At 44.0% G+C, this 14,042-nt stretch carries 12 protein-coding genes; all 12 read left to right on the top strand.

The features are described 5' to 3' along the window. Positions 1-45 precede the first annotated feature (45 nt). Positions 46-2,367, top strand: a complete 2,322-nt coding sequence (locus tag P5Y91_RS00560; RefSeq protein ID WP_277838712.1) for a CAP domain-containing protein — start codon at positions 46-48, stop codon at positions 2,365-2,367. Between the two features lie 227 nt (positions 2,368-2,594). Then, the gene (locus P5Y91_RS00555) at positions 2,595-3,338 is read left to right on the top strand and encodes a DeoR/GlpR family DNA-binding transcription regulator (RefSeq protein ID WP_031573070.1); all 744 of its coding nucleotides are present in this window, start codon (positions 2,595-2,597) and stop codon (positions 3,336-3,338) included. After that, entirely contained in the window at positions 3,335-4,246 is a 912-nt protein-coding gene (gene pfkB / locus P5Y91_RS00550; RefSeq protein ID WP_031573073.1) for a 1-phosphofructokinase, read from the top strand. Before P5Y91_RS00555 ends, pfkB begins: the two co-directional genes overlap by 4 nt. Next, a complete protein-coding gene (locus P5Y91_RS00545; protein ID WP_277838711.1) occupies positions 4,243-6,210 on the top strand; it encodes a PTS fructose transporter subunit IIABC in 1,968 nt (655 codons plus the stop codon). The genes pfkB and P5Y91_RS00545 overlap by 4 nt, the downstream gene beginning before the upstream one ends. A gap of 131 nt (positions 6,211-6,341) precedes the next feature. Next, positions 6,342-6,716 (top strand): DUF1149 family protein, encoded by a 375-nt coding sequence (locus tag P5Y91_RS00540; RefSeq protein WP_003001888.1) that lies wholly within the window; start codon positions 6,342-6,344, stop codon positions 6,714-6,716. Between the two features lie 3 nt (positions 6,717-6,719). Continuing rightward, complete coding sequence (locus tag P5Y91_RS00535) at positions 6,720-7,568, top strand: DegV family protein (protein ID WP_003010964.1); 849 nt, start codon at positions 6,720-6,722, stop codon at positions 7,566-7,568. Between the two features lie 10 nt (positions 7,569-7,578). Next, entirely contained in the window at positions 7,579-8,346 is a 768-nt protein-coding gene (dapB, locus tag P5Y91_RS00530) for a 4-hydroxy-tetrahydrodipicolinate reductase (protein WP_277838709.1), read from the top strand. After that, positions 8,343-9,554 carry a CCA tRNA nucleotidyltransferase gene (locus P5Y91_RS00525; RefSeq protein ID WP_277838708.1) on the top strand — a complete coding sequence of 404 codons (1,212 nt, stop codon included), beginning with the start codon at positions 8,343-8,345 and terminating at the stop codon, positions 9,552-9,554. The genes dapB and P5Y91_RS00525 overlap by 4 nt, the downstream gene beginning before the upstream one ends. Further along, positions 9,551-11,419: an ABC-F family ATP-binding cassette domain-containing protein gene (locus P5Y91_RS00520; protein WP_277838707.1), complete on the top strand. Its 1,869-nt coding sequence runs from the start codon at positions 9,551-9,553 to the stop codon at positions 11,417-11,419. The genes P5Y91_RS00525 and P5Y91_RS00520 overlap by 4 nt, the downstream gene beginning before the upstream one ends. Before the next feature lie 9 nt (positions 11,420-11,428). Then, positions 11,429-11,947, top strand: coding sequence for a hypothetical protein (locus tag P5Y91_RS00515; protein WP_024055631.1), 519 nt, complete (start codon positions 11,429-11,431; stop codon positions 11,945-11,947). Positions 11,948-12,033: 86 nt separating this feature from the next. Further along, positions 12,034-12,993: an ROK family glucokinase gene (locus tag P5Y91_RS00510; protein WP_061590583.1), complete on the top strand. Its 960-nt coding sequence runs from the start codon at positions 12,034-12,036 to the stop codon at positions 12,991-12,993. A gap of 90 nt (positions 12,994-13,083) precedes the next feature. After that, complete coding sequence (locus P5Y91_RS00505) at positions 13,084-13,923, top strand: thymidylate synthase (RefSeq protein ID WP_150906156.1); 840 nt, start codon at positions 13,084-13,086, stop codon at positions 13,921-13,923. The last annotated feature ends 119 nt before the right edge of the window (positions 13,924-14,042 follow it).

Raw genomic sequence — 14,042 nt, 5'->3', positions numbered from 1 at the left:
GTAGAGAAACTTCAAGAAAATGATTCAGTTTTGGGGGTGAGGTTAATGGGAAAGAAATTAGGAAAATCGGTTTTTACGACAGGAGTTGCGGCGACAACGGTACTGTCTGGAATGTTTCATCATAAGGCTAGTGCGGAAGAGGTCAAGCAAAATGATAATCCAGAAACCAACAGTACGGAAGTAGTCGAAAAACCAATTACAGTTGATGAGTTGAAGCAAATTACAGCTCAAAAAGGGCAAGTGGTGAAAGATGTCCACTACCAAGAGCAAAAAGTGATCGATGCTCAGACGGATGTTAGGGCGGCTGGTCAAGAGTTGGAAGAAAAGAAATCTGAAGTGACAGAGGCGGAAAACCTCATCGCAACGACTTCGAATGCACAAGTTCAGAAAGCAGAAAATGACGTTAAGGTGGCGCAAGCCTATGTGACCATCGAAGAGAATAAGGTTCAAGAGGCGGAAGCTGCACATGACCAAGTCGTAGAGGCTGTTCGTCAACAAGAAAACCAGGTCACAGCTCAAGAATCTTTGGTTGACGTAGCACAAAATGAATTAAATCAAGCCAAAGCGCCAATTTCTAATGATGAGAATGTGTTAAACCAAGCCTTGGTAGAGCAAAGTCAAGTCGAGCAAAGTATTCGAGAATCTCAAAATTATCTGGCAACCTTGCAAGCGAGTCAGCAAACCGGTTCAGATGCAGTGGCTCAAATTGAGAACGATATTCAACTGGCTCAAACGCGTCTGACAGATTTGAAAGCGGTCATCGCTACCAAGGAAACAGAATTGGCAGCCTTAGAACAAGCAGCGGCCAATAGCCCAGTTCAGTTGAGTCAAGCGACTTATGAAGGTTATTTGCAACACTTAGCCGAGAATGGCAATGAAGCTGCAGCGAGTGCTTTAGCCCTCTACAAGCGTGGTCGGGAAGAAGATGGCTTGACAGTTGGAGAGTCTGGATCTTTGCAAGCCAACCTTCGAGCTCTTGAAATTGCGGATGCCATCAATAGCTATCGTCGCAATGCCGGCTTGCCTGAATTGGAGCTGGATCCTTATTCCCTTCCTGCCAGTCAAGTACAGTTGGAATACTTCAAAAAAGCCAACTGGCATATGTTTAAGTATTTGCCAAACGAGAACATTGCATATGGCTTCTCACCTGCTGGTGCGGTTGACTTTTGGTACAATGAAAAAGCGGCTTATCAAGAAGTAGCGGCTCAATATGGTCTACCAACAGACGAAACTCAAATTGATGCCAACGATATCTATATGAAGATTGGGGCTGAGGCCTTTGCTAAGGTTGGTCATTACCTCCAAATGGTAGACAACAAAGCGACAGCTTTATCAGTCGCTTATGACCCTAGCAATGCCATGTCAGAAGCAGCTTTCTTACACAGCCCGGTCCATTCAGCAGTGTCAACCAGTGCACTCGCTTACCAATTGCGTCAGGGAGCTGGGGCCACGACGACAAGATCAGATGTGAAAGCAAAATCTGATGAAGTCGCTAATCTCAAGCTGGACAAGGCCAATCAAGAGTCTCAAATCATTATCTTGCAAGGTAAGTTAGAAGATGCCCGCCATGCCAATTCGAATGTGGCAGTAGAGATGGCCAATGTCCAAAAGACCATCCAAAATTACAAGATTCTTCTCGTTAGCAAGGACCATGCGGTTGAAAAGGCGAAGGCGACTCTTGATGTATCTCGAGGTCGGATTGAAGTAGCGATCCAACCAAAAGAAGCAGCCCTTCAAAAAGCGAAAGATTTGTTAGCGGCTGCGCGTGAGAAATTAGATCGTTTAAAAGCAGAAGAAGCAGAAAAAGCCCAAGTCGTTCAAGAAGCGCATGAGGGCTTGAAGGCAGCTCAAGAGCGCCTGGTTGCAGCTGAAAAACGTCTTTCTGACTTTAAAAATGCTCCAGAATTATTGGTCAAAGCCCAATCCGTTTTATCAGCTGCGGTGGCTAATTTAGAGAATAAAAAAGAAAAATTGGAAGAAGAATTCACAACTCTTCAATCTTATCAAAGTGTCGTGGAACTGTTGAATTCCCAATATGAAGATCTAGCGTCACGAATGGATCCAGCTATTTTAGAAGCAGCAGATATGCCAATGGATATCCGCTCAAGCAATCCAACAACTTTCTCGGATAGACCAACGGTTCTTCCAACAACTACCAATAGTCCACAAGTGCAAGCACCAACAGCTACTCCAGCTCCAAAACAAGAAGCCAAAGTAGAAGAAATCAAACCGAAAAAAGAAAACAGCCAAGCTGTGGCAAGTGCAGATTCTTCTAAATATGCAGTAGCAACAACAGGTGTTGCTGTCGGGCTACTTGCTGGATTGTTTGGTTTTAAGAAAAAGAAACAATCTTCAAAAAATGATTAAGACATACCGAAGATAGAGTGGATGCTTAGACACTTTATTGCTTAAAATCTTCAAAGAAGATATATGAGGGTGGGAAAAGAACTCGCTTAACAAAATGAGTTCTTTCCTGCTTTTTTTGTACACTTTTAGAATGTTTGAAAGAAAATGACAGAAAATGATAAAAAGTGTTGACATTTTTTGGAGATGGAGTATAATAGTCCTTGTAATCGATTGCAAAAGGAGGAGAAATGCTTAAGTCTGAACGAAAACAATTCATCCTCGAGAAGGTACTGAAGGAAAAATTTGTTTCCTTAGAAACCCTTGTACAAGAGCTGGGGACGTCTGAATCAACAGTTCGACGTGACTTGGATGAATTAGAAGCTGAAAGTAAACTTCGCCGGGTTCACGGCGGTGCGGAAAGCCTGCATTTTCTTCAAGAGGAAGAAAGCAATAAAGAAAAATCTATCAAAAACATTCAAGTTAAGTCAAAGATCGCTGTAAAAGCAGCGGAATTGATCAAAGATCATGATGTGATCTTTATCGATGCCGGGACGACCAATGAACTTTTGGTACAAGAAATTGTCAATCCAACAGTAACCGTGGTGACCAACTCGATTCACCATGCGACCAAGTTGGTCGAGCGAAATGTTCCGACGGTCATCATCGGTGGGAAGGTAAAATCTTCTACAGATGCTAGTATCGGAGGGATCGCGCTCAATCAAATCGGTCAGTTGAATTTTGACAAGGCTTTTCTTGGAATGAATGGAATCGATGATGAATTTTACAGCACTCCAGACCTGGAAGAAGGATCTGTCAAGCGTGCGATTATCGAAAATGCGAAAAAAACCTATATCCTAGCGGATGATTCGAAAATTGGGGTGACATCCTTTGTCAAAGTGGCTCCTATTAAGCGAGCCATGATTATCACCAATCAAAGTGAACCGCAACGATTAAAGGTTTTAAAAGAAAAAACGGAGGTTATAGAGGTTTGATTTATACAGTTACACTGAATCCAGCAATTGACTATATTGTCCGTCTCGATCATGTAGAGACCGGAGCGGTCAATCGGATGGCTTCGGAAGATAAATTTGCCGGTGGTAAAGGGATCAATGTCAGTCGTGTTTTGAAGCGTCTCGATATCGAGAACACAGCGACTGGATTTATCGGTGGTTTCACCGGACGTTTCATTGAAGACGTACTGACCAGCGAAGACATTTCCACCAACTTTGTGACAGTGGACCAAGATACACGGATCAATGTCAAGATCAAGGCTGATGAGGAAACAGAAATCAATGGGAATGGTCCAGAAGTAACGGAAGCTCAGTTGCAAGAATTGCTCAACATCTTATCGAGCTTAACAGCAGATGATGTGGTAGTCTTTGCAGGATCTGCCCCATCTTCACTTGGAAATGCCATTTACAAACAATTGATCGCAGCAACTCGTGCGACAGGTGCACAAGTCGTTTGCGACTTTGAAGGGCAAACTTTGATTGATTCCTTGGAGTTTAATCCACAATTGGTCAAACCAAACAACCATGAGTTGGGAGATATTTTTGGCGTTACCTTGACGGAATTGCCAGAAATCGAACGCTATGCCAAAGAAATCTTGGCCAAAGGAGCACAAAACGTCATTATTTCCATGGCGGGTGATGGTGCTCTCCTTGTCAGTCCAAGCGGTACTTACTTCGCAAAACCAATCAAAGGGCAAGTGAAGAATTCAGTCGGAGCTGGAGATTCTATGGTAGCAGGCTTCACTGGGAAGCTCGCAACGACAGGAGATGTCATTGAAGCCTTCAAATGGGGCGTGGCTTGTGGAACAGCGACCACCTTCTCAGATGATTTGGCGACAGCGGACTATATTAAAGAAACTTATGAAAAAGTAGAGGTAGAAAAACTATGAAAATTCAAGACGTTTTAAATAAAAACGTGATGTTGTTTGATCTTCAAGCAACAGATAAAGAAGGCGTGATCAATGAGATGATCCAATCGCTCGTTGACAATGGTGTGGTGACAGATTTTGAAACTTTCAAAGCTGGGATTATGAACCGTGAAGCACAAACCTCAACTGGTTTGGGTGACGGAATTGCTATGCCCCACAGCAAAAATGAAGCAGTCAAAGAAGCAACGGTATTGTTTGCGAAATCTAACAAGAGTGTGGACTATGCTTCGCTTGATGGACAACCAACAGACTTGTTCTTCATGATCGCAGCTCCAGAAGGAGCAAACGACACTCACTTGGCAGCCCTTGCTGAATTGTCTAAGTACTTGATGAAACCAGGATTTGCGGACAAACTTCGCCAAGCAAGCACTCCTGATCAAGTGATCGCTGCCTTTGATGCAGAAGAGCAAGAAGCTGCAGCTGAAGAAGCGAAAAAAGCAGAAGCAGTCAAAGAAGCAGCTTCATCTGACAAACCTCTCATCGTTGCCGTTACAGCATGTACAACAGGGATCGCCCACACTTACATGGCAGAAGAAGCCCTCATCAAAAAAGGTGAAGAAATGGGTGTTACGGTCCGCGTTGAAACCAACGGTGCATCTGGTGTCGGCAACCGCTTGACAGCTGAAGAAATCGCCAAAGCTGAAGGAGTGATCATTGCAGCGGATAAAGCAGTTGAAACCGCTCGTTTCGATGGCAAAAAATTGATCTCTAAACCAGTCGCAGCCGGTATCCGTCAGACAGAAGAATTGATCCAAACCATCTTGGATGGCAAAGCAGATGTCTTCCACGCTGAAAATGCTGCACAAGCTAGCGCTAGCCAAGAAAAATTGAGCTTGGGTGGAGCCTTCTATAAACACCTGATGAGTGGGGTTTCTCAAATGCTTCCATTCGTTATCGGTGGTGGTATCTTGATCGCCCTTGCTTTCTTGATTGACCAAGTTATGGGTGTGCCTCAAGATCAATTGTCTAGTCTTGGTTCTTATCATGTATTAGCAGCACAATTTAAAACAATTGGTGGAGTAGCCTTTGGCTTTATGCTTCCTGTACTTGCAGGTTACATTGGATTCTCAATCGCTGAAAAACCTGGTTTTGTAGCAGGGTTTATCGCTGGATCTATTGCTAGCTCAGGGTCAGCATTTGGAAATATCGCCTACGGTGCTGCTAAAGGTGAATTACCAGCAGCCGTATCATCAGGTTTCCTTGGAGCTTTGGTAGGTGGTTTCCTTGCAGGTGGAATTGTTCTCTTACTTCGCAAAGCCCTTGCAGGTCTTCCACGTTCACTCGATGGTATCCGTTCAATCCTTCTCTTGCCATTGCTTGGTGTTGGTTTGACAGGATTCTTGATGTTCCTCATCAATATTCCAATGGCTGCCATTAATACTGGTCTTAACAACTTCCTTTCAAGCTTGTCAGGTAGCTCAGCTGTCCTTCTTGGACTTCTCGTCGGCGGTATGATGGCTGTCGATATGGGTGGACCAGTTAACAAAGCCGCTTATGTCTTCGCTACAGGTACACTTGCTGAATCTGTTGCTTCAGGTGGTTCTATTGTTATGGCAGCTGTTATGGCAGCTGGTATGGTTCCTCCATTGGCAGTATTCGTAGCAACTGTATTGTTTAAAGATAAATTCACACAAGAAGAACGCGATTCTGGTTTGACAAACATTGTTATGGGTCTTTCTTTCATCACAGAAGGTGCCATTCCATTTGGTGCAGCTGACCCAGCTCGTGCCATCCCAAGCTTCATCGCAGGTTCAGCATTGACAGGTGCCCTTGTTGGTCTTGCAGGCTTGAAACTCATGGCTCCTCACGGAGGAATCTTCGTTATCGCCCTAACATCAAATCCACTTCTTTACATCTTGTTCGTATTGATCGGTGCAGTTGTAAGTGGTATCTTGTTCGGATTGCTTCGCAAACCTAAAAACTAAATATGATTAAAAGGTTGGGGACTCCCAACCTTTTCTTCTTGTACTAGCGAAAAAATCACCTCATTCTACGTTGGTATCTTGAGCTGAATTATGATATAATAAGCCTATCGCATATTTTTAGGAGAATAAAAATGGATATTCAACGTGAAAAAGAATTTGTCAGCCAATACCACTATGATGCTCGTAATTTTGAGTGGGAAAAAGAAAATGGCATCCCTGAAACAAAAGTAGATGTAAACTTTCAATTGATCAATCGTGATCAAGAACAAAACACAACTTCTTTGATTGTCATCTTGAGCTACATGATCGTTTTTGACGGTTTTGTGATCAGCGGAACCATCACTCAAATCAACCACTTGTTTGGTCGTTATGTCAATGAACCAAGCGAATTCAGCAAAGACGAAGTGGAAGAATTGGCTCGCCCTTGCTTGAATATGCTCAACCGTTTGACTTACGAAGTCACAGAAATTGCCCTTGATTTACCGGGTATTAATTTGGAGTTTTAATCAATGAAATTAGCAGTGATCACGGATTCGTCTGCCTATTTAACGCAAGACGTGCTCCATCACGACGACTTATTTATTTTAGAGATCCCGATCTATATCGATGGGGAGTCTTATGTTGAAGGGAAGAACCTGACACACGATGAGTTCTACCAAAAGATGGCTGCCTCTAAGGAATTGCCAAAGACTAGCCAGCCGAGTGTTGCAGAGTTAGAAGAAGTCTTATCTGGTTTGACAGCTAAGGGCTATACGCATGCTATCGGTCTTTTCTTGTCATCTGGTATCTCAGGTTTCTACCAAAATATCCAATATTTGAAGGACGAATTCGAAGGCTTGACCGTCGAATTTCCGGATTCAAAAATCACCAGTGCTCCTCTAGGGATGATGGCAGAAGACTGCTTGAAATGGGCTGGTGAAGGCCGTTCCTTTGATGAGATTGTTGCCAATGTCCAACACCAGATTGATGGAACCTCCGCCTATATTATGGTGGATGATTTGAACCACTTGGTTAAAGGTGGCCGTCTGTCAAATGGGGCTGCTATTCTTGGGAACCTTTTGAGCATCAAGCCTATTCTTCATTTTAATGATGAAGGTGTGATTGAGGTCTTTGAGAAAGTCCGGACGGAAAAGAAAGCCATGAAACGCTTGGTAGAGATTGTTGTATCAGATATCGCAGATGGTCATTACCAAGTCTTTGTCATCCATGCCAATGTCCCTGAAAAAGCAGAAGCACTTCGCCAACTGCTCATTGAAGAAGGAGTGGAAGGTGATATTCCTTTTGCTACCTTTGGAGGGGTTATCGGGACGCACTTAGGTGACCATAGCTTAGCAGTTGGGTATATCCCTATCGTTTAAGGAGAATTCTATGTCAATTAAAGTCATTATCGCAGGTTTCAAGGGAAGAATGGGACAAGCAGCCTACAAGATGGTTTCAGAAGATCCTGAGCTAGAATTAGCCGGCTTGATCGATCCATTTACTGATGAGACAGAGGTTGCAGGAGTCCCTGTATTTAACCGCAAAGAAGATGTTGCGGGTCTAGAGGCAGATGTTTGGGTGGACTTTACCATGCCCAAGGTCGCTTACGAGAATACTCGCTTTGCAATTGAGAATGGCTTTGCGCCTGTTGTGGGAACGACTGGATTCACTCCCGAGCAGATCCAAGAATTGACAGACCTTTCACGTGAACAGGGCTTGGGTGGCTTGATCGCGCCGAACTTTGCCATCGGAGCCGTGCTCTTGATGCAATTTGCAGCGCAAGCAGCCAAGTATTTCCCGAATGTGGAAATTATCGAATTGCACCACGATAAGAAAAAAGATGCACCGAGTGGAACAGCAATTAAGACAGCTGAGTTGATCTCTGAGAAGCGCGAGAAGATCCAGCAAGGTGCAGCAGATGAAGAAGAGTTGATGCCTGGAGCAAGAGGAGCAGAGTTTGAAGGGATGCGCATCCATTCGGTTCGATTGCCTGGCCTAGTCGCTCACCAAGAGGTGATTTTTGGTAGCCAAGGCGAAGGGTTGACTCTCCGTCATGATTCCTACGATCGTGTTTCCTTCATGACAGGAGTAAATCTAGGAATTAAAGAAGTTGTCAAGCGTCATGAGCTTGTTTATGGTTTGGAACACTTACTATGAGATTAGAAAAGATGCCTTCTGAGTTTCAGGAGGCTTTACCAATATTAGAGAAGATTAAAGCAGCTGGTTTTGAGGCCTATTTTGTCGGGGGATCTGTCCGAGATGCCCTCTTGGATCGTCCCATTCACGATGTCGATATCGCTTCCTCCTCATACCCAGAAGAGACCAAGGCGATTTTTGAACGCACAGTAGATGTCGGTATCGAACATGGGACCGTCCTGGTCCTTGAAAATGGGCAAGAATATGAAATCACGACCTTCCGGACGGAGGATGTCTATGTAGATTATCGCCGTCCAAGCTCCGTGTCTTTTGTGCGCTCGCTAGAAGAAGACCTCAAGCGTCGTGATTTTACGGTTAATGCCTTTGCCTTAAATGAAAAAGGAGAGATTGTTGACCTCTTTCATGGACTAGAAGATTTAGAAAACAAGGTCCTTCGGGCGGTTGGCCTTCCTCATGAACGGTTTAACGAAGATGCTCTCCGGATCATGCGAGGCTTTCGTTTTCAGGCCAGTCTCGGCTTTGAATTAGAAGAGGCAACCTTTGACGCTATGAAGGAGTGTGCTCCCTTACTTGAGAAGATTTCAGTAGAGCGTACCTTCATCGAGTTTGATAAACTCTTGCTTTCTCCATACTGGAGACAAGGTTTGGAGGCTATGCTGGCCAGTGGAGCCTATCACTATCTGCCAGAGATGAAGGATCGTAAAGAAGCGATCGAGCGTTTGTTTGACATAGAGCTAGAATATACCTTTTCAACTTCTGAGCAAGCCTGGGCTGCTTTGGTCTTAGCACTAGAGATTAAAGATATTCCAAAATTCTTTAAGAAATGGAAGACCTCTAGAGACTTTGCCAAGACGGTGGAGCAGATCGTGGAGATTCTAAAACTCCGAGAAAAAGGAAGTCTAGACAAGCGTGCCTGTTACAAGTATGAGAAGCGTTTGTTGCTAGTGGCTGAAGAGCTCCGTGAAGCCTATGCCTTGAGTGTGGATTATTTGGCCATTGAGCGTGTCTATGATAGCTTGACCATTCATGATAAGCATGAAGTGGTGGTCAATGGCGGTATGCTGATCAAAGAATATGGTTTTCAACCAGGTCCAGCCTTGGGAGAGATTTTGACAAAAATTGAATATGCCATTGTCGATGGGGAACTGGCCAATGAAAAAGAGGCCATCATCGCCTATATCCAGCAAGCAAAAGAGGAGGAAAAATGAGCGATTTTATTGTCGATAAATTAACCAAATCTGTCGGAGATAAGACCGTCTTTCGTGAGATTTCCTTTATCATTCATGACTTGGATCGGATCGGATTGATCGGGGTCAATGGAACTGGAAAAACCACGCTGTTAGATGTGTTATCGGGTCGCTCTGGCTTTGATGGAGATGTGAGTCCTTTTTCTGCCAAGAGTGATTATACGATTGGTTATTTGACGCAGGAACCTGACTTTGATGATCAAAAGACGGTTCTGGATACGGTGCTATCTAGTGATTTGCGCGAAATGCAGCTCATTCGCGATTATGAATACTTGATGGCGGATTACCGAGAAGAGAACCAAGCCCGTCTTGAAAAGGTCATGGCGGAGATGGATTCGCTTAATGCTTGGGAAATCGAGAGTCAGGTTAAGACAGTCCTTTCTAAGCTTGGAATTGAAGACTTGAACGCCAAAGTTGGAGATCTATCTGGGGGCTTGCGTCGTCGGGTGCAACTGGCACAAGTTTTGCTGTCTCACCACGACCTGCTCTTACTAGATGAGCCAACCAACCACCTGGACATTGATACCATCGAATGGTTGACCAATTTCTTGAAGAACTCTAAGAAAACTGTGCTTTTCATTACCCACGATCGCTATTTCTTGGATAATATCTCGACACGGATCTTTGAGTTGGATCGAGCTAGCTTGATCGAGTATCAGGGCAACTACCAGGATTATGTTCGCTTAAAGGCTGAGCAAGACGAGCGTGATGCAGCCCTTCTTCATAAGAAGCAGCAACTCTATAAGCAGGAGTTGACCTGGATGAGGCGTCAACCTCAGGCGCGTGCGACCAAGCAACAGGCTCGGATCAATCGTTTCCATGATCTTAAGCAAGACTTGTCTGGTCAAAGCAACCAGACAGATTTGGAGATGAACTTTGAGACCAGCCGAATCGGAAAGAAAGTCATCGAGTTTAAAGATGTGAGTTTTGCTTTTGAAAACAAGCCGATTTTACAGGACTTTAACCTCTTGGTGCAAAATAAGGACCGCATCGGGATCGTCGGGGATAATGGCGTCGGCAAGTCCACCCTACTCAATCTGATCGCCGAACGACTACAGCCTCAGTCAGGGCAAGTCATTATCGGAGAAACCGTGCGGGTGGCTTATTTCTCTCAACAGATTGATGGTTTGGATGAGAGCAAGCGCGTGATAAATTTTCTCCAGGAAGTTGCTGAGGAAGTGAAGACAACCGTTGGGACGACATCAATTGCAGATCTCTTGGAGCAATTTCTTTTCCCACGTTCCATGCACGGAACCTTGATCGAAAAACTTTCCGGTGGTGAGAAGAAGCGCCTCTTTCTTTTAAAACTCTTGATTGAAAAACCCAATGTGCTTCTCCTCGATGAGCCAACCAATGACTTGGATATCGCTACCCTGACAGTTTTGGAAAACTTCCTTCAAAACTTTGGAGGTCCCGTTATTACCGTTAGCCACGACCGCTATTTCCTAGACAAGGTGGCAAGCAAGATCCTGGCTTTTGAAAACGGGGGCATTCGGGAGTTCTTTGGCAATTATACGGATTACCTGGATGAAAAAGCTTTTGAAGCAGCTCAAGTAACGGCCAGTCACAAGGTTGAAAAAGAGAAACCTGTCAAGCCAAAAGAAGAGAAGAAGCGCATGAGCTATATGGAAAAGCAAGAGTGGGCGAGTATTGAAGCAGATATCGAAGCCATTGAAAATCGGATCGCAGAGATTGAAGTGGAGATGAATGAAAACGGCTCTGACTTTGGCAAATTGTCAGCCCTTCAAAAGGAATTGGATCAGGAAAATGAGCGATTGCTTGAGAAGTACGATCGCTATGAATACCTGAGCGAATTAGATGAATAAGGAGGCCCTATGAATCAATTGAACCGGATATCCCTTGGGATTTCAGCTACTATTTTTACCATTATCGGTATTGTCTTGTTTATCAATCCAATTGAGCACATCGGCTCGTTTAGCTGGTTGATTTCCTGTGGTTTCTTTTTAATCTCCCTTTCGCGTTTTTCACGCTATTACCGATTGCGCCAAGCTGGTATCATTCAGCAGCAACAGCTCTTTCACAGTATGGTCGCCTTGGTTTTTGCGGTCTACTTACTGCTCTATGGCTACAAGACCTTGCCGATTGTCTTTCCAGTTACTTTAGGAATTTGGCTGATCTATCGTTCGATTTTAAACTTCCGAAAAGCCAATTTCTACTCTAGGAAGGTTGAGGAACTGTCCAAGCGTTATATTTTCTTTGCCTTGCTACAGCTCTTCATCGGCTTATTCTTAATCGTTAGTCCGCTCTCGATAAGCGTCTTTCTATTAAATATTATTGGCTTGATTTTCCTCATTTTAGGATTTCAATCCTTTAGTCTCTTGTTAAAAAGTTAAGAAAAGTTACGTGCAAACCTTTGCGTTTGATAAAAAGTCTGATATAATAGATCTGTAAGTGTTTACAAGTTTGAAAGGAGTTACAGATGTCTAAAAAAATTATTGGGATTGACCTTGGAGGAACTTCAATTAAGTTTGCCATCCTTACTTTGGATGGGGAAGTTCAAGAAAAATGGTCTATTAAAACAAATATCTTGGATGAAGGTAGCCATATCGTAGATGATATGATCGAATCTATCGCGCATCGCTTGAAAATGCTTGGGCTGGATGCTTCTGAGTTCCAAGGAATTGGAATGGGTTCACCTGGTGTCGTTGATCGTGAAAAAGGTACAGTTATCGGTGCCTACAACTTGAACTGGAAGACGCTTCAACCAGTCAAAGAAAAGATCGAAACTGCCCTTCATATTCCATTCTTTATTGATAATGATGCCAACGTTGCTGCCTTGGGTGAACGTTGGAAAGGGGCTGGTGAAAACCAACCGGATGTCGTCTTCATGACCCTTGGTACTGGCGTCGGCGGTGGGATCGTCGCTGAAGGTCGTCTCTTGCACGGTGTGCGTGGAGCTGCTGGGGAACTTGGTCACATCACAGTTGACTTTGATGATCCAATCCAATGTACCTGTGGTAAAAAAGGCTGTCTTGAAACGGTTGCCTCAGCAACTGGGATCGTTAACTTGACTCGTCGCTACGCAGATGAGTACGAAGGGGACGCTCAATTGAAAGTCTTGATCGACAATGGTGAAGAAGTAACAGCTAAGACTGTCTTTGATCTAGCAAAAGAAGGCGATGCTCTTGCTTTGATCGTCTACAAGAACTTCTCACGTTACCTTGGACTTGCTGCTGCTAACATCGGTTCAACCTTGAACCCATCTAAGATCGTTATCGGTGGTGGGGTTTCCGCTGCTGGAGACTTCCTCTTGGATGGTGTGCGCAAAGTCTTTGAAGAAAACTCATTCCCACAAGTGCGTGAATCGACTCAATTGGCACTTGCTACTTTGGGAAATGATGCTGGTGTAATCGGTGCTGCATCCCTTGTATTACAATAAGATGAAATGGAGATCTGGCTCGTGCTGGGATCTCCTTTTTTTCTGTCTCCTGTGATATAATGAAGACAAAACTGGATTCAAGGAGAGTATATGACAAAAGCAGATACAATTTTTAAAGAAAACATTCGAAAAATCATGGAAGAAGGAGTCTGGTCAGAGCAGGCGCGTCCCAAGTACAAGGATGGTAGAACGGCCAACTCCAAGTACATCACGGGAGCCTTTATGGAATTCGACCTCGCAAAAGGTGAGTTTCCCATTACCACCCTTCGTCCCATCGCGATTAAATCAGCTATCAAAGAAATGCTCTGGATCTACCAGGATCAGTCGAATAGCTTAGATCTTTTAGAAGACAAGTACAATGTCCACTACTGGAATGATTGGGAAGTGGGAGACAGCCGGACGATTGGACAACGCTACGGAGCTGTCGTCAAAAAGCATGACATTACGAATAAGATCCTCAAGCAATTAGAGGCCAATCCTTGGAATCGCCGCAATATCATCTCGCTCTGGGATTATGATGCCTTTGAGGAGACAGACGGACTCTTACCCTGTGCTTTTCAGACTATGTTTGACGTACGGCGGGTTGATGGGGAAATCTATCTAGATGCGACCCTGACCCAGCGTTCGAATGATATGTTGGTGGCTCACCATATCAATGCCATGCAATATGTAGCTCTTCAGATGATGATTGCTAAGCACTTTGGCTGGAAGGTTGGGAAGTTCTTTTACTTCATTAATAACCTTCACATCTATGACAACCAATTTGAACAAGCTGAAGAATTGCTCCGTCGCGAGCCCTCTGATTGCCAACCGCGCTTGGTCTTGAATGTTCCAGACGGGACCAATTTCTTTGACATCAAACCAGAAGATTTTGAGTTGGTCGATTATGATCCGGTGAAGCCACAGTTGAAGTTTGATCTTGCGATTTAGTGATAAATCAAGGTTTTTTGATGCCCTTATCTATGAGTGAAATCCTTTTAGATATAAAATAATTCTAGCTAAAAATTTTTACTCATTTTTGAGTCAAAACATTTTGAATATCGTTCGGG

Origin of the sequence: Streptococcus taoyuanensis, assembly GCF_029589235.1 — a bacterium.
GTDB lineage: Bacteria > Bacillota > Bacilli > Lactobacillales > Streptococcaceae > Streptococcus > Streptococcus taoyuanensis.
Note: the sequence above shows the minus strand (reverse complement) of the source record. Positions and strands in the feature narration are given on the sequence as shown.